Genomic DNA, 17,129 nt, shown 5'->3' on the forward strand with positions numbered 1-17,129 from the left:
CCTGGAGACTATAAGCCGCACGCCAGTTGCTTCTCCTGTTCGGAGACGCTACGCATAGCTTGCTTCGACCTAGGAGTACAAGTCGGCAGAGCCACCCAACGCACTAGCACAGCACGGCGTAAATAGAGATACCATTCACAATCAGGGAAAAGCTGACAACACAAGCTTTTTGACTTTTGACTTTTGACTTCCGCCTTGCGGTACTAGCTTGGCTCTAGAGACAAAACTTACCTTCGTGGGTTGGAAATTTTTGATTTTTTATGTTTTGGGCATAGGTAGACAATGCTAATGTAGTAGCGAATTATATTCACCTAATACTTTTCGGACATCCTCTTAAAATAAAGGCTATAAAAGGGTTTAATAGCCACGTCTCTACTAAGGAGTCTCTAATTAAATTGTGGTATAAAACTCTACTTTATTCATTGTGGCTCCTGTTAGCGGATAGCTAAGGTTTAGCCCATTCTGACTTCTAAATCCTTCTTCGATTTTCCAATTCAAACCCGATTTTTCAAAATTGTCTTGACCGTTCAAAACGCCCCATACCAAAATCGCAAATTAAATGAGAGAAATGCTAAATGTGATATCAACACCTTGCAACAATGGCTGATAATCGCATTTTATATGTTATAAAGCTCACAGAAATTAATGTTAGGCGGAAACTACTTTATGGAACCAGATAAACTGGGCCGTTTTAAGGAGTACGGCGAATTCATCCTCCGAAAGATAGATTCTGTGCCCCAGCACCCTTCAAAACGAGAAGATTGGGTTCCAGCTAGTCTTGACGACTGTCTCCTGCGTCTGCGGTCAGCTGCCCAGAAAACTGTAGACCTGGCAACTTCACCTGTCAAAATTGGGGTGATGGGGGAATTCAGTAGTGGGAAAACTTTACTTTTAGGTAGTCTAATTGGATATGCTGATGCTTTGCCGGTCAGCGAAAACCCCACTACAGGTAATGTTACTGCCATACATATCATACCGCAAGATGACTTTGCCACTACACAATTAAGTAATTTTACGGTAGATTATCTTTCTCATGAAGGGGTACACGAGTGTCTACGCTTCATGCTAGGGGAAGCCAATAAACGGACGACAGCAGCAGGTCTCCCTCCTATACCAGTATCGAAACTCAACTCTGGCACAGATATTATTGGCTGGTGTGAAGAAGCATGGAATAGCAGTAACAATTTAGAGCTACGTTATTTACTCCGGGAGTTGGTATTATTTCTCCGGGCTTATCAAGCTTATGGGGAAGTTATGTGTGGTGGGCGTTACCAGATTGATGCTACTACCGCCCGCGAGGGGCTACAGCTAGTCGAACAGCCAATGGCAATCCAAACTCTGAAATTTGAAGATTTACCTCCAGCGCATATCCGATTACCGAGTCCACCCCAGAGGCTACCAACGAAGTTATTGCAAAACAGCTTCCCACTCATTCGCCGCGTAGATATTGATGTGAAAATCTCACGGGAAATTTGGGATTTTGCAGGTGCAGCTAAATTTATTCTTATTGACTTTCCGGGATTAGGGGCTGCTAATTCGGGGGCTAGGGATACCTTTTTGTCGCTGCGAGAATTGGCAGAAGTACAAACAATTTTGGTATTGCTAAATGGTAAATCTCCTGGGAGCGATCGCGCCAATAAAATCTTTACGATGATGCAGCAGCAGCGACCGGGACAAGACCTGAAAGATTTAATTCTCGTAGGTGTGGGTCGCTTTGATCAACTACCCCTAGACAGCGAAGGTGGCGAAAGAGAACTTGACCAACTGATTGAAGATAGACATTTACAAGAGGAAACCGTTTTCCAAAAACTCAAAGTTTTGCAAACTACCATTGACGGTGCAGAAGCGTTTACAACTCAAAAAGACCGCATCGTTTTACTATCGCCACTGTTGGGACTAGCTGAATTGGCAAAACGTTCTAGTACCGTGAAAGCAGGCTCAACAGAGTTTTTGGCTAACTTAGACTATCCTGATTTTCTAGATCGGTCTAAACGGCTACAAGAAAAATGGCAGCGATTAAGTGAACAACTATTAGAATCTAACACTCGCAGTTATTTGGGCAGACAGCTAGGTTACTTTAGTCAAGATGGGGGACTTAGTAAGCTGCGGGAATTGATTCAAATTCACGTAGCGACTCATGGTCTAAAGCAACTGTATGAAGATACTCGGAGATCGGCTGATGTGGTGAGTCAGCAACAAGATCACTTGAAAGACATCATAGATGAAATTCACGAGCAAGGTATCCCTACAGGTGATAGTCCCGCCTTTGTCGAGCTGCGCTTTGTGGTCGAAAGCTTAGATAAAATCTATAGGAATTTTCAAAAAGATTTAGGGAAAGAACCACTCAAAGACCGGCGCGGTGTTGTCGTCAGCGATGTAGTAAAAGACGAACTTACCTTTAGAATCCTGAATTGGAACCAGTGGACTTTACTCTTCAACAAAGCCAACAATGGAGCGATCGCTCTGGCAGAATCTAAAGGTGCAGCGGGGAAATTATTTGATCGGGGAAATCGCGTCAATAGTTCCCTTCCAACTAAGAGTGATGATTTTTATCCGGTATTTGAGAAAACCGTTAAAGAAGTAGAAGATTTTGCCCGCGATCGCATCCATCAAGCAGTGGTAGATTTGCTGAATCAATTGTCAAATTATGTAGCCCCAGAACGCGAACAATTGCAGGCATTTTTCCATCCAGATATGGAACAAGAAATCGAAGAAAAATTTGGTTTTGAAGATGCTGATCTCTTTTTCAAATTATTACTAGGATGCGATCCTAACGAATGGAAAGAAGCAATCATTTCCGAAATCACTAGTAAAGACAAAACCGTTGCACCCGAAATTATCTTTCCTTTAGCACGTAAAGACGAGAAACACAACGTTGGTCAAATCTTTGACTGGGCACCAGAAAAAAGCCAAGGTTTACCTAGATCGAGCAACCACCAACTTTTAGTACTGCGACTGCGAGATGAAATCACTGCTAGCGCCAGCCTCCATCTTGTGCAGTATGTTAGCGAAGTTAATCAGCAAATAAATTCCGAACTTGAAGGTATTTTGGATCAAATTATTCCTAGTTTACAAAACCTTTCAAAAAAAGAAACTTTGCTGAGATATTTGGCGGCTGGGGAATTGCCATCTGAGATCGCAATTCCTATTTGGTTGCAGATTATTTCAGAAGTTGCTGCTGTTTCTTACTTAGATGATTTGAGATGAGCAACGATTGCAGTTTATAAATTTGCCAACTTAAGTCGTGAAGAGGTAGAGGCAATGTTAGGAGTTAAGTTAGAAGAAACTAGGGTTTATCAAGAAGCTAAACAAGAGGGACGAAAAGAACTAAAGCTTGAACTTGTACCTCAGTTTTTAGCTCGTGGTATGTCGATGGAAGATGTTGCCCAGTTACTTAGTTTAACCATCGAACAAGTAAGACTTGCAACTGAGGAAGAATCTTCAACATCAACTTAGTAACTGCCGTAATTTTCATAGCGATCGCCTAGTTTGGGCTACGCCTATGCCCTTTCATATAAAAGCGTAGCCCAACGTAGATATCGCGCCAAATAAAAACGCCACTGCTAAAGAGAATCAGTGGTACAAGACCAAAGATTCTCTAAATTTGTAATTTTATGATAGAACATTACAGTTTTTAGCCAGCTATAAAACGAACAACAGAAAGTGATACTATAATGAACCCTTTTCAACTCAACAAATATAGCGAGCAAGAACCAAGCGAGAAACAACAAAAAAGATTTCCGGGATGGTTTGCTTTAGATTTTGGTACATCGAATTCCACCGTTACACTCTTCGATCCAATTGAAGTACCGATCGCAGAAATTCTACCCAAAGAACAGGAAATGCGGTTGCGCGATCGCTTATCACAATGGCTGAGTTCTCCCGCATCAGTGGCTTTACCAGATGTCAGTGCTGATGATTGGGAAAAGTTTATCGCAGAAATTAGCAGAAATCTGGAGATAGAACCCAGCAGTTTGAGTGAAGTATTTGAAAGTGACAATAAAGAGCGATTTTTAGAAGCAATTCGCCAAATTGAACTTTCTTTAGGAAACAGTGAGAGATTCCGCCGTGCTGTCAGCAAAAAACTTTACCAAATTTATCATGAGGTGTTCCGCGTCCCTACCCTAGAGTCGCAAAATCTGATTCCAGTTGTGCTTGATATCGATCGCCGCGATACGGAAATTCCTAGCGAGTCGGAAATTTCGCAGTTAAGCGATTTAAAACTGCGGATGGGAAGGGAAGCCAGAGATAACCGAAAAAAAGCGATCGCTCAAGGTACAAGCGGTTCTTTAAAGGAAATTATCAGCAGATTTCACCATTCACCCAAACGCTATTTTGGCCAGGATCGTTTGTTTTCAGTTATTTTGGATGGTGAAGAAGAAATAATTACCGCTAACCAACTGATCCAATCTGCTTGGGCGCATTTAATCGAGTTAACTGAAGATTACCGCCAACGCGCCCAACGCAGGTTTTCAGAAGGAGATTTTTTAACAGCAGTTGTCACCTACCCCACTGTCGCCCCACCAGTTGTTCGCAAGGAAGTTAAGGAATTAGTTGAGCAGTTGGGGATCGATGATGTACAAACTGCTTATGATGAAGCTGTTTCTGTGGCGATATTCTTTTTATGGCGAGAATTTGGTGGTAATCTCAACATTGGCATCGAGTCATTCAAAACTCGTTGTCGCCAAGCAGGAAACAAATGGTCACAAAATGTTCTGGTTTTGGATATTGGCGGGGGAACCACAGACTTAGCTTTAATTGAACTGACTTTAGAAGATAAAACCCCTACCTTTGCCGATTATGAAGACCGAGGTTTAGGAGGGCGTTACTATAAACTTACCCCCAAACTATTAGGCTCATCTGGTCATTTACAGTTAGGTGGTGAGTTAATTACACTGCGAATTTTTAGATTATTAAAAGTTGCGATCGCAGATTTTCTCTTAACAGCAGTTACATCAGGGAATATAGAAAGTGAAAAGCTAGAAGATTTAATTAACTCTGAGTTAAACGAGCGCTTTTTAGAACAAGGCAAATTCAAAACTGGTAGCCTTTTAAAATGTCTAGATAAAGAGAATCCAGAAGGCGATGTTGCTTACAAAGATGCCCTAGATACTGCCGAGAAAGTATTACCCACGCGTTGGCAACAAGCACCCCAACGCCTGCAATCATTTTATATCCTCTGGGATCATGCGGAAGCCGCTAAACTGAAGCTTGGGCAAAAAGTACCAGCAGATAATTCTCTATTAACCTTCACACTTTCTGAACAGCAAATTTCTGAACTGCTCACCCAAAGCGCCGTTAAATTGCAAGTTCAAGATCCAAATAACATCTGCATTACCCTAGATAACCAGCAATTTGAACGAGCCGCCGTTTCAGGAATTAAAGAAGCGATCGGGATTGCCAAAGGATTAATGGAAAGTCGCTTGCGTCTCGATGATATCACCAAAGATTCTTGGAATTCCCAAAAAGTTGATTGGTTAATTTTGTCTGGAAAAACTTGTAATTTAGACATAGTGCAACGCCAAATCTACCAAGAATTTAGTAAGTCTCCATATTTTGTCTGGAATCCAGAACGCATTACCTTTGTGTTGGAATTTACCAAATTAGCCACCTCCGCCGGTGCTTGCTATGCCGAGAAACTGCGAAGATTAAGATTCGACCCAGAAGAGTCTAAAAGCTTGCTGCGTAAGGGAGCCAACCAGCTAGAAATTGATGTCAAAAATCTGTTTTATTATTTACCCTGCAACTTCAAACGCAAAACTCAAAGTAATGATTTGCTCACCATATTCAAGGCTGGGCAAGAACTCTACCAACTAGCACCTTCGGAAACTGTTGCCAAAGTTCGTACTGCATGGCAAGGAATTCAATTAACTAATATTATTTACCGTCAAGACTACGAGGATGGAGATTTACGACTATGGGGTAGCTTCGACGGCAAAAACCTCATGAATAAACTGGGAATGCAAGAAGCAGAGTTTCTAAAAAAAATTAAAGTCCAGTTTGAGATTGACCAAACTCTTGAATTTAGTGTGTTGCTTTGTCAAGGAAATCCCCATTATTTAATTGACATACCTGGCATTGATTTGGAATCGGTAGTTTCCGAAACTTCAACGCTATTTGCTGATGGTAAATTGAACTGGAATATTGCTGTGGAACGCTTCAACAAAGATTTAAATGATGGTGATATTGCTGTCAATGTTCTTGAGTCTGCAACTGTTGATCAACCAGATGCCTATCATCTTGTGTTTGAAGTAGGAAATGATGGTAGTAAATTGTTCCAAAAATTTCACTATCTGCGCGATGGCGTGACGAAACCAGGAATTGGGTTAATTAGTAATCCCTTACCTCCCTTCCCGCAAACTGGCCAACACACCTTTTATGTTTATCAAACAGATGCCGAAACTAACAGCAAAAAATGGATACGAATTGGCGCACTCAGCAAACCAGATGTAACAACAGATTACCCTTGCCAATATCGTGTAACTCTCGACGATCAAGGTATTCTACGGATGCACGCCGGTGAAGTCCCTTACTGGACATCAAACAATCAAGAATGCCTCAAAGAAGAAGGATGCGTTTATCTTGCTGAATTAGAATTGCAGCCCAACGAAGTTGATAAAGAACGCGATCCATTTTGCGGCATACATTAACTCTTGCATTAAACCTTCTCTACGAGACGCTTTGCGAATGCGTTCCTTTGCGTTGAAAAAATTTAAGATTTTTAAACGCAGAGGGGCGCGGAGTAAACGCTAAGGGGCGCAGAGGTTTGCCAAGTTTAATTCGCTACGAATCACATACAAGTAATATTTGGAGGTGAGATTCATGCAGCACTTGCGTCAATTATTAGAGATAGAAAACTCAGAGTTAGCCCAATTACTGCGGTTTAGTTTGTATGGACTAGAGGCGACTTTAAATCAGGCTCGCACAGAATTACCACTAGATCCAGGATCTAAAATATGCGATGAGGTGCTGCAAGAACTTCATAGCCTGTTGGAACCTTCACCTCCACAGCAAAATATTGGTTGGGAAGATGCGCCAGATGATTTAAAACTAAGTCACCTGCGGGAAGCTTTTGATTCTGACTCAGAACTTAATTATTATCTGGGTAATTCCCAATTGCAAAGCACAACGGACTCTGATTTGTGGAATGAGATTCAACGCAAACTGCTGCGAGTACCAGAAGATTTAGCTGCAACTTGGCGATCGCGCACCTTAGATTTAGCCCAAGAAGTTGGTGCGATCGCAGATAATTCTAACCTCTATCAACTTCCCTTTATCCGCGATGAAATTATCTACCCCGGACTTAGTGGTACTGTTCAAACTCAGGGATTGAGCTTATATCAACAAGCACTTTCAAATTCTCAAAATACTCAAGGTAATGCATCCGATTTACCAGCAGCATTCCTATTTTTATATATGAATTTTATTGAAATAGACCCAGATTTACATCATGCTTTAAAGAGCATTTTTAGCTTCGATGTCATTTCTTTACACTCCAAAGCAGAACAGCGCGATCAATATATTGATGCTTTAAGCGATCGCTTTCAACGCACCCAAAAAGCAGAGAAAAACACTGATCCCCTGTCAATTCTCCGTGCTTGGATTGACATGGACGAAGCAATACATTCCCTAGTATTTGTACCACCGGCTGAACGCTATTCTTGGTGGGGAAAGCTACAACATGAATCACGGCGCATCTTGAAGAAAGTCGCTGACGAAGCTATTAATGCAGGTAATGAAGTGCGAATTCGCCAATTATCGGGACTATATGCAGATATCTGTGCTTCATCCAAGGATGACTTGCAACTAGACTGTGGTGGTATTCCTGGCGAAGTCTTAACTTGTCTTCGAGTATATGCGCGAATTAATCAAGAAGAATCTCCAGGTCGTGTAATATTTCGCTCATCACGCTAGCACCGCAAGGCGGAAGTCAAAAATCAAAAATCAAAAGTCAAAAGTATTATGAAATAAGCTCTTTAGGGATTTTAGATGGTTGCTCTATTTACGCTGTGGCGTACTACTTGCTGGCGAGTTTTCTAATTCTTGAGATTATGAGGCAAGGCAGACGATTTTGCCAATCCCCACCTTGCCTCATAATCTAATGAAGATAAAAACGTTTAAATTTATAAAATGCCCCAGAAGTGTAGAATCCCTTGGCCAGAAAACACTTCAAGCGCAACGGCAGATAAAAAACCGATCATTGCAAAACGACCGTTCCAGTTTTCGCTCTGAGGAGTGAAGCCCCAGCGCAAAGCATTACGATCTTCTGAAACCGAAGGCGTAGTCTTCTTAACGTCTGCCATAAATAATACTCCGAGCTTTTATGATGTAACAGTTATAACTGCCTGTAAAGTAATGTAACAGGTTTTTACTAAAATGCAACATAAACTCAAGATAAAATTCAGTAGTGGATATTACGGACACGTAGTTTTATGTTAGTAGGTTTGCGATCTTAATCTCATTTTTCACCAATTTTCTGGAAAGGATGTTAAAAATGCCTATAGTTTGATTTTTTTAAACTTTTAAATAGATAAAAATGGCAATACCTGATTATCAAAAGATAATGCTTCCGTTGCTGAAATATGCACTTGATGGTCAAGAACACTCTATGAGAGAAGTCATTGGAGCTTTAGCTGACCAGTTTAGTTTAAGTGAAGACGAACGAAAAGAATTATTACCTAGCGGTCAACAACCGTTATTTGATAATCGGGTAGGATGGGCAAGAACATACTTAAAAAAAGCAGGTTTATTAGCAACCCCAAAAAGAGGATATTTTGAGATTACAGAAGAAGGTATAAACGTAGCTAGGCAATCTCAAAAAGAGATAAATACTCAGTTTCTTAGCCAATTCCCTGATTTTATTAAGTTCAAAAGTTCAAAAAAGCAAGATGAGAAAATTAGTTCAGAACTTGACGAAATCTCAGAAATAACTCCGCAAGAGTCTATGGAGTTAGGATACCAAAAAATCCGTAAGGAATTGGAAATAGATTTGATTAATCGGATTAAAAATATTTCGCCAGATTTTTTTGAAAGACTTGTCATTGATTTACTTATCAAAATGGGTTATGGAGGTTCAAGGCGTGATGCTGGAAAAGCAATTGGTAAAAGTGGTGATGGTGGTATTGATGGTATAATTAAAGAAGATAAATTAGGATTAGATGTTGTTTATATCCAAGCTAAAAGATGGGATACTAATGTCATAGGCAGACCAGAAATTCAAAAATTTGTTGGCGCTTTATATGGGCAAAGAGCAAAAAAAGGAGTATTTATTACAACTTCTAATTTTACTCAAGATGCAAAAAGTTATGTGTTGGGAATAGATATAAAGGTTGTATTGATAGATGGGCAAAAATTAGCACAATTGATGATTGACAATAATGTAGGGGTATCAGCAGTATCATTTTATGAAATAAAAAAGATAGATTCAGATTATTTTACAGATAGTTAAATAGTCTTTTTTTGCAAATTTCGAAATAATTAAATCAATATATTTTAACAAAACTTACTTTTTTACAAGTATACTCAAAAGCTCTCCTCGATGTCTTGGCGCTAAAGTCTAGACAAACATAAGTTAGCATTAAAAGGTAGTATATTGTCAATAGAATAAGTACATACCCTATTAGGTTGTAGCGAATTAATTATCTTTGAAAAAGTTTCTATACCTTATGCCTTTATTTTGCGTCCCTCTACGTTAAAAAAAACAATGAAAGTAATAATTTATGATCAAAAGCCCACTCCGTTATCCTGGTGGTAAGTCAAAAGCAATTAATCAGATAGTCGAATACTTGCCAGAGAGCTTTTCGGAATTTCGAGAACCTTTTGTAGGTGGTGGTTCTGTATTTATTTATTTAAGACAAAAGTTTCCTCATATCAAAATTTGGATTAACGATTTAAACCGCGAACTCTTCTTATTCTGGAAGTTTGCCCAATCTGATATAGCTCAGTTAGTTAAAGAAATTCGACATATTAAAATTAGATATACAGATGGTAAATCACTATTTACGGAATTAACTAGTGTAGATGTAAATAATTTATCTGATTTAGAAAGAGCAGTTCGCTTTTTCGTACTCAATAGAATTACTTTTTCAGGAACTGTAGAATCAGGCGGTTTTTCGGAACAAGCTTTCCATAAAAGATTTACTGATTCTTCAATAGAACGGCTAGAAAAGTTAGAAAACATTCTATCAGAAAATGTCCAAATTACTAATTTAGATTACAGCCACCTATTAAAATCAGACGGGGAAGATGTATTTTTATTCTTAGATCCCCCATATTTTAGTGCTACTAAATCAAAGCTATATGGTAAAGACGGTGACTTGCACACTTCTTTTGAACATCAGAGATTTGCTAACCTTTTGCAACAATGTCATCATCGCTGGTTAATAACCTATGATGACTCATCGCACATTCGAGACAATTTTAAATGGGCTAATATCTCAGCATGGGAATTACAGTATGGGATGAATAACTATAAGCAAAGTGGTGCGGCTAAAGGAAAAGAGTTATTCATTACTAACTACGAAGTTAAACTTGATTTGGAAAAAAAACCACAAGTTCAGAATCTTGCTAATCTAGCTTTGCAATTAAGCCTTAAGATTTAAACCTAACTTTGATAGCTTCCAATTTTCCGGTAGGATAACCCCATAGCTCTCAATATAGCTACAACATACAAACCTTAGCTATGATAACTTCCCCAATCCCTGCTCAAGAATCCTCTACTAGCTGGTATATCCTGCTGCAACAATTAATAGATGGCCAATCCTTGTCCCGTACTCAAGCTGCTGAATTGATGCAAGGTTGGCTCACTGAAGCGGTTCCCCCAGAGTTATCAGGGGCTATTTTAACAGCGCTGAACTTTAGAGGCATTTCTGCCGACGAGTTGACCGGCATGGCTGAAGTATTACAATCTCAATCAAAACTAGGGACTGGGGACTGGGGGCTGGGGACTGGGCAAGAATCTACCCAATCCCCAATCCCTAATCCCCAATCCCCAATCCCCCTAATTGATACCTGTGGCACTGGTGGAGATGGATCATCAACCTTTAATATTTCCACAGCCGTTGCATTTGTCGCCGCAGCATCTGGTATACCTGTCGCCAAACACGGCAATCGTTCAGCCTCAAGTCTCACAGGAAGTGCAGATGTATTGGAAGCCTTGGGTGTAAACTTGAGCGCATCCAGTGAAAAAGTGCAAGCCGCACTACAAGAAGTCGGGATCACTTTCTTGTTTGCCCCTGGTTGGCATCCAGCACTCAAGGCGGTTGCCTCATTACGGCGGACTTTGAAGGTGCGAACAATTTTTAATTTGCTCGGGCCGCTAGTAAATCCCTTGCGTCCAACTGGGCAGGTAGTAGGCTTATATACTCCTAAGCTTTTGGCAACTGTTGCCGAAGCTTTACAGAATTTGGGCAAGGAAAAGGCGATTGTGCTGCACGGACGAGAAAAACTTGATGAGGCTGGGTTAGGAGATTTAACTGATTTGGCGGTGTTATCAGACGGAGAAGTGCAGTTAACTAGCATTAATCCCCTAGATTTGGATCTAACGCCTGCTTCCATAGGTATGCTTCGAGGTGGAGATGTCCAAGAGAATGCGGTGATTCTCAAGGCGGTACTCCAAGGTAAGGGAACTCAGGCACAACAAGATGCAGTAGCGTTGAATGCGTCGTTGGCGCTGCAAGTAGCGGGTACGATCGCATTCCTCGATCACGCTGAGGGGATTAAAATCGCTAAGGATATCCTACAAAGTGGGGCTGCTTGGACGAAGTTGGAGCAGTTAGTTGAGTTTCTGGGGAATTAATTTGCGATCGCAATTGCGGACGAAACTCTACCACATTACGTTTGATGGTGACATCGTAGTTACCAAAAAAGTCATGTCCTAAAAGTCCAGTTTCTAGTTCCGTACCTGCGATCGCAACTGCTACTCTATTCACTGTTACCCCGCCAGCTGCCATCGAATTAACGTAGCCTACAGGAAATTCTACAGCCCTGGAACTCGCGGTATTTGCCTTAGCTTTCCCCACTGGCACTATTCCCAAGGTATTTGCCATCTCTTGGGTAATTACAGTGCCACTGGCTCCCGTATCCACAATCATGTCAAATTGTTGCTGCCCATTAAAGGTAACTTCGACAATTGGTGTTCCACCAATTCGCCTTTTAATCGGGGCTGTAAATACTTCCTGAGTTGGAATTACCACTGCTGATGAGGGCAAAGCTGGTTTTGGTGGTAACGGGTTTATTTCTTGTGGAGGCGATAGAGGTGAGGTATACTTTGGTGTGGTTATTGTCTGGGGAACCACAACTATTATCCTCTTCGGTTCGGCAACGCGCACAGGGCGAGGATTAGCTTGCTGTTGGGCATATTTAATTTGGCGACGATATTCAGTAATTTTGGTTTGAGCGATCGCAAATTCTGGGCTTTGTCGCCGGACTCTTTGCATCAGCGCGATCGCATCCTGGTACTGATTCGCCACCAAAATCCAATCACCTGGAGATTGAGCAGATCGGCTGATACTCCAAGCGCCAACGGCTTTATCTAGCCCCATCTCAAAAAGACTTGGTTCACTTTCAGATGGCTCTAGCGGTTGTGCTTCTGGGGTAGGGGTAACTGCTGGTGTTGTTGGTTCAACGACAGGCTGTACTGATGCCTGCTCCCCAATTGGCGCGGGTTGCTCATTGCCACCAGTCGCAGTGTTCCGTTGGTCTTCACTACAGGCAACACACAAAACCGCTAGAGCGCTTGATAGAAAAATTAGGGTTGCACGGGATAAAAAAGACTGAAGCATAATTAATTTTAACCACCCAAGCTTTGCCAAAGCCACTCCCGCTAATTTAATTCCTTTTTAATTTTAATTAACTATTCTAAAAACTCCCAATTACTCAACTCATGGGATAATTAACAATCGCAGTATTGGGGAATGGGGAAGAAGCAGGGGAGCAGGGAGCAGCGAGCAGGGGGAAAATTCCTCTCCTCTCCACCCTTCCCTCTGCCTCTTCCACTCCCCACTCCCCACTCCCCACTCCCCAATTTACTATGCCCCTGTCTGACGCAATACCTGCTTTACTTGTCCTGGCAGATGGAACCACTTATCGCGGTTGGTCTTTCGGTGCTACGGGAACCGCGATCGGAGAAGTGGTGTTCAACACTGGTATGACCGGCTACCAAGAAGTACTAACCGACCCAAGTTACAGAGGTCAAATTGTCATTTTTACCTATCCTGAATTAGGCAATACTGGCGTCAATTCTGAAGATGAGGAATCAGATGGCCCCCAAGTTAGGGGTGCGATCGCTCGGAATATTTGTCACCGTCCGAGTAACTGGCGATCGACACAATCCTTACCAGACTACCTTAAACAAAACCAAGTACCAGGGATCTACGGCATCGATACCCGCGCCCTTACCCGCAAAATTCGGACGTCTGGAGCCATGAACGGTGGCATTTCCACAACCATTCTCGATGAGGCGGAATTACTAGAGCAGGTACAAGCGGCTCCCAACATGGCAGGTTTAAATCTCGTTCGGGAAGTTACCACCGCAAAGGCTTATGAATGGTCAGATCCCACAATTCCAGCTTGGGAATTCAACTCGGAAACTGCGGAAAATCTTGGAGAACCCTTTACCGTTGTTGCCCTTGACTTTGGCGTAAAACGCAATATTTTGCGTCGCTTAACAAGTTATGGTTGTCGGGTAATTGTTGTGCCTGCTGATACACCACCAGAAGAAATCCTCAACTATAATCCAGATGGTGTGTTTCTTTCTAATGGGCCTGGCGACCCTGCTGCCGTCACTGAAGGGATTGCAACTGCCAAAGCGCTTCTGTTAAGTGAAAAGCCCATCTTTGGTATTTGTATGGGACACCAAATTTTAGGTCATGCACTAGGGGCAGAAACCTATAAACTCAAATTTGGTCATCGTGGTTTAAATCAGCCTGCCGGTTTACAACAACGGATAGAAATTACCAGCCAAAACCATAGTTTTGCTATTGATCCAGATTCTTTACCTACGGCAGTTGTGGAAATCAGCCACCTGAACTTAAACGATCGCACCGTTGCTGGGGTACGTCACAAATCTCTACCTGTATTCTCCGTCCAATATCACCCAGAAGCCAGTCCTGGCCCTCACGATGCTGATTACTTGTTTGAGCAATTTGTTCAATCCATGCGAACAGCACGTCAAGCCGAGACAGCCGAAGTGAGGTAAAAATAGGGAATGGGGACTAGGGACTAGGGACTGGGGACTGGGGACTAAGAAATAAGATTAAAAATACTATTTTCTTCCAATCCCAAATCCCCAATCCCCAGTACCCAGTACCCAGTACCCAATCCCCTACTTCAGCAGATTGTAGACAACTTGCTCCAAAACCATCTATACTTGAGCGTTCACTTTAACTCATGAGGAGGGAATTATTGCTGATTCATTGAATCTAACCGTTAGCCTGAGGGGCACTCGTGAAGTCCGGGATAACTGTCAGCTATTCCGCCTCACAGGTTTGTTAGATGCCTTTTCTGAGCCGACATTTCGCAAGGTACTTGGCAGTAAGATTGACGAGGGCCCTAAGCATATCATTTTGGATCTCTCACAAATCGACTTTATTGATAGCTCTGGCTTGGGTGCTTTGGTGCAGCTAGCCAAGCAGGCTCAAACTGCTGAAGGCACTTTGCAAATCGTCACAAATGCCCGGGTAACTCAAACGGTCAAGCTTGTTCGCCTAGAGAAGTTTCTCTCCCTGCAAAAATCAGTTGAAGAAGCTCTAGAAAACGTCAAGTAGTCTTGATTGCTTGAACCGAGAGATCAATTCGGCTATCCAGATTCAACATCGGATAGCTTAATTTTTAAAACTTCTGGCAGAAAACCTCTCTCCTTGTGGGAGAGGCACACAGCCAGTTAAGCTATTATGTTTAAAGTTGAGCAATAATAAATATATAGACACCCAGTTCTTGGGTATGTAATTTTTGGATTTTCATCGGATAAACAATCAAGTCTGAGAAATTTGTAAGAAATACAAAGCCAGCAGATTTGTTTATAGGTAAACTTGACTTGATAGTGTATAGTTAAAAATTGTCGCTTACTAAGTAAGCATGACAATGCGATCAAGTAACAGGGTGAGTTTGATGTCAAAATTTTACCCTATCTTAAGCACAGACCACAAGTAGGCAAAATTGGGTTTATGGGCGTTGACATCAGGGTGATCTAAAATGCTTTCTTCTCAATCAAAAAGATAGAATTAGCTAAGTATTTCTGATAGTATTGATTATGCTAAGTATAGTATTATGGCTTACTTCAGAAAAATCAGTCTTTGCAAAGAATGCCTGCCAAATGTAGCCCGTCAAGGAATGATTTATTTGTGAAGTCACAGGAGGAAGAGCTATTAGATGGACAAGATGAAACTCCCAAACAGACTTTATCTTGGACTCAAGCACTCTTGACAACCACAGCGCCATTCCAACAGATTTCCCTCTCACAAGTGCAACAAATTTCTCCTACTGCTTTGGCATATTTGGGGGATGCAATTTATGAGTTGTATGTTAGAATGTTCTATCTGCTGCCATTGCAGCGAACAGGAATTTACCATCGTCTGGTAGTGGAGCAGGTAAGAGCGGAAACACAAGCGCTACATTTGCGATCGCTGATTCCTCATCTCACGGACACCGAATTAGAAATTGTCCGACGGGGTAGAAACGCCGCTACAGGACGCCCTAAGCGACTTAATCCCGAAATTTATCAACAGGCAACCAGTCTAGAAACCTTAATTGGCTACTTATATCTCACCGATTACCAGCGTCTAACCGAACTGTTGCAAATGCTTCATGTAGAAAAAGAGTGAGAACTTAATTTTAAAGTAGCCACAGCAGTAGATTTGGTTCAAGAAATTGACGTAATTATGACGACCAACCATACGCTATATCTATAACTCAAATGCAGAATAAACCTAGAAAAGTCAGAACTTCTAACGAATCCAATCGTGGGCAACCCGTAAAAATTCAGGGTAAGCGTGTTGTTACTAATCCGACTCGTAATCCCAGAAAAATAGATAGCAACCCCGTCTCTGGTACTAATCCGACTCGTAATCCCAGAAAAATAGATAGCAACCCCGTCTCGGGTACTAATCCGACTCGGAATCCCAGGAAAATAGATAGCAACCCTGTCTCTGGTGCTAATCCGACTCGCAATCCCAGGAAAATAGATGTTGCTAATCCGACTGGCAATCCCAGGAAAATAGATAGCAACCCCATTGACAACTCCCGCCAACGAAATAGCAACTTCTCGCAGCCGCCTGTATCTACACCGACAGAAGAAGATAGCGATCTCATCTACGGTCGTCATCCAGTATTGAGTGCATTACAAAATCAGCGCAATCTCAACCGTCTTTGGATTACTACCCGTCTGCGCTACGACCCCAGCTTTCACCATTTTCTCTTGCAAGCCAAAGAAAATGGCACAGTTATTGATGAGGTTGAACCCAAGCGTTTAGACTATCTCACCAATGGAGCCAATCATCAAGGTGTGGCTGCACAAGTTGCTCCCTACGCTTACATCGAATTGCCCGATCTAATTGAACAGGCAAAAGCTGTAACCGATCCCGTAATTGTCGTGGCTGATGGAATTACTGATCCCCACAACTTGGGAGCAATTATTCGCACCGCCGAAGCAATAGGCGCTCAAGGTTTGGTGATTCCCCAAAGAAGGGCATCTGGGATCACTTCTACTGTGATGAAAGTGGCAGCAGGCGCTTTAGAAAATTTTGCTGTAGCTAGAGTTGTCAACCTCGGCCGCGCCTTAGAAGAATTAAAAGAAGCTGGCTATTGGATTTACGGTACTGCTGCAAGTGGAAGCGAGCCTGTGCATACAGTGAATTTCACTGGCCCAATCGTTTTGGTAATCGGCTCAGAAGGCGAAGGTCTGAGTATGTTGACTCAACGCTCCTGTGATTTCTTAGTATCGATTCCTCTACAAGGTAAGACTCCCAGCCTCAATGCTTCTGTAGCAGCAGGTATGACGCTTTATGAAATTTATCGCCAGCGATCGCAAAATACCCTGCACCTAGATAAATTACAAAAAATCTCTTTGAAAAAGTGACAGTAACAGAGTATAAAGAAATGTAAAAGATAATAAAGCAACATATCATTTAACA

At 41.9% G+C, this 17,129-nt stretch carries 13 protein-coding genes; 11 read left to right on the plus strand and 2 right to left on the minus strand.

All coding sequences use genetic code 11. The features are described from left to right. The first annotated feature begins 666 nt into the window (after window positions 1-666). The 4 genes from LC608_RS08050 (at window position 667) to LC608_RS08065 (ending at window position 7,914) form a co-directional block, all read left to right on the plus strand. On the plus strand, window positions 667-3,207 hold the full coding sequence (locus LC608_RS08050) for a proteasome protein (protein ID WP_229553039.1): 2,541 nt from the start codon (window positions 667-669) through the stop codon (window positions 3,205-3,207). A 54-nt stretch (window positions 3,208-3,261) separates the two neighbouring features. After that, the gene (locus LC608_RS08055) at window positions 3,262-3,456 is read left to right on the plus strand and encodes an aspartate aminotransferase (protein ID WP_229553040.1); all 195 of its coding nucleotides are present in this window, start codon (window positions 3,262-3,264) and stop codon (window positions 3,454-3,456) included. A gap of 218 nt (window positions 3,457-3,674) precedes the next feature. After that, complete coding sequence (locus tag LC608_RS08060; protein WP_229553041.1) at window positions 3,675-6,650, plus strand: molecular chaperone; 2,976 nt, start codon at window positions 3,675-3,677, stop codon at window positions 6,648-6,650. A gap of 172 nt (window positions 6,651-6,822) precedes the next feature. Further along, window positions 6,823-7,914 (plus strand): hypothetical protein, encoded by a 1,092-nt coding sequence (locus LC608_RS08065; RefSeq protein WP_229553042.1) that lies wholly within the window; start codon window positions 6,823-6,825, stop codon window positions 7,912-7,914. Window positions 7,915-8,123: 209 nt separating this feature from the next. Here the strand turns inward: LC608_RS08065 and LC608_RS08070 are convergent, their stop codons facing one another. After that, window positions 8,124-8,303 (minus strand): high light inducible protein, encoded by a 180-nt coding sequence (locus LC608_RS08070; RefSeq protein WP_229553043.1) that lies wholly within the window; start codon window positions 8,301-8,303, stop codon window positions 8,124-8,126. A 233-nt stretch (window positions 8,304-8,536) separates the two neighbouring features. Here LC608_RS08070 and LC608_RS08075 point away from each other — a divergent pair, with 233 nt between their 5' ends. From LC608_RS08075 to trpD, 3 genes are all read left to right on the plus strand, one after another. Next, window positions 8,537-9,448, plus strand: coding sequence for a restriction endonuclease (locus LC608_RS08075; RefSeq protein ID WP_229553044.1), 912 nt, complete (start codon window positions 8,537-8,539; stop codon window positions 9,446-9,448). Between the two features lie 271 nt (window positions 9,449-9,719). Then, on the plus strand, window positions 9,720-10,601 hold the full coding sequence (locus LC608_RS08080; protein WP_229553045.1) for a DNA adenine methylase: 882 nt from the start codon (window positions 9,720-9,722) through the stop codon (window positions 10,599-10,601). Window positions 10,602-10,681: 80 nt separating this feature from the next. Next, window positions 10,682-11,797 (plus strand): anthranilate phosphoribosyltransferase, encoded by a 1,116-nt coding sequence (gene trpD / locus LC608_RS08085; RefSeq protein WP_229553046.1) that lies wholly within the window; start codon window positions 10,682-10,684, stop codon window positions 11,795-11,797. Here the strand turns inward: trpD and LC608_RS08090 are convergent. Beyond that, a complete protein-coding gene (locus LC608_RS08090) occupies window positions 11,727-12,782 on the minus strand; it encodes a TIGR02281 family clan AA aspartic protease (RefSeq protein ID WP_229553047.1) in 1,056 nt (351 codons plus the stop codon). The genes trpD and LC608_RS08090 overlap by 71 nt on opposite strands. Before the next feature lie 248 nt (window positions 12,783-13,030). On the opposite strand from LC608_RS08090, the gene carA reads away from it, so the two are divergent. The 4 genes from carA (at window position 13,031) to rlmB (ending at window position 17,074) form a co-directional block, all read left to right on the plus strand. Then, window positions 13,031-14,197: a glutamine-hydrolyzing carbamoyl-phosphate synthase small subunit gene (gene carA, locus LC608_RS08095; protein ID WP_229553048.1), complete on the plus strand. Its 1,167-nt coding sequence runs from the start codon at window positions 13,031-13,033 to the stop codon at window positions 14,195-14,197. 217 nt (window positions 14,198-14,414) lie between these two features. After that, window positions 14,415-14,765: an STAS domain-containing protein gene (locus LC608_RS08100; protein ID WP_199326607.1), complete on the plus strand. Its 351-nt coding sequence runs from the start codon at window positions 14,415-14,417 to the stop codon at window positions 14,763-14,765. Window positions 14,766-15,341: 576 nt separating this feature from the next. Next, window positions 15,342-15,821, plus strand: a complete 480-nt coding sequence (locus LC608_RS08105) for a Mini-ribonuclease 3 (protein ID WP_229553049.1) — start codon at window positions 15,342-15,344, stop codon at window positions 15,819-15,821. Window positions 15,822-15,913: 92 nt separating this feature from the next. Then, window positions 15,914-17,074 (plus strand): 23S rRNA (guanosine(2251)-2'-O)-methyltransferase RlmB, encoded by a 1,161-nt coding sequence (gene rlmB / locus LC608_RS08110; protein WP_229553050.1) that lies wholly within the window; start codon window positions 15,914-15,916, stop codon window positions 17,072-17,074. Window positions 17,075-17,129: the final 55 nt, after the last annotated feature.

Source organism: Nostoc sp. XA010 (assembly GCF_020829625.1).
In the GTDB taxonomy this organism is placed as follows: Bacteria; Cyanobacteriota; Cyanobacteriia; order Cyanobacteriales; family Nostocaceae; genus Nostoc.

Bases quoted from the DNA above. Each gene is read 5' to 3' on its own strand.
- LC608_RS08080 (WP_229553045.1), top strand. From the start codon at position 9,720: ATGATCAAAAGCCCACTCCGTTATCCTGGTGGTAAGTCAAAAGCAATT.
- rlmB (WP_229553050.1), top strand. From the start codon at position 15,914: ATGCAGAATAAACCTAGAAAAGTCAGAACTTCTAACGAATCCAATCGT.
- LC608_RS08070 (WP_229553043.1), bottom strand. From the start codon at position 8,303: ATGGCAGACGTTAAGAAGACTACGCCTTCGGTTTCAGAAGATCGTAAT.
- LC608_RS08060 (WP_229553041.1), top strand. From the start codon at position 3,675: ATGAACCCTTTTCAACTCAACAAATATAGCGAGCAAGAACCAAGCGAG.
- LC608_RS08050 (WP_229553039.1), top strand. From the start codon at position 667: ATGGAACCAGATAAACTGGGCCGTTTTAAGGAGTACGGCGAATTCATC.
- LC608_RS08090 (WP_229553047.1), bottom strand. From the start codon at position 12,782: ATGCTTCAGTCTTTTTTATCCCGTGCAACCCTAATTTTTCTATCAAGC.
- LC608_RS08075 (WP_229553044.1), top strand. From the start codon at position 8,537: ATGGCAATACCTGATTATCAAAAGATAATGCTTCCGTTGCTGAAATAT.
- trpD (WP_229553046.1), top strand. From the start codon at position 10,682: ATGATAACTTCCCCAATCCCTGCTCAAGAATCCTCTACTAGCTGGTAT.
- carA (WP_229553048.1), top strand. From the start codon at position 13,031: ATGCCCCTGTCTGACGCAATACCTGCTTTACTTGTCCTGGCAGATGGA.
- LC608_RS08065 (WP_229553042.1), top strand. From the start codon at position 6,823: ATGCAGCACTTGCGTCAATTATTAGAGATAGAAAACTCAGAGTTAGCC.
- LC608_RS08055 (WP_229553040.1), top strand. From the start codon at position 3,262: ATGTTAGGAGTTAAGTTAGAAGAAACTAGGGTTTATCAAGAAGCTAAA.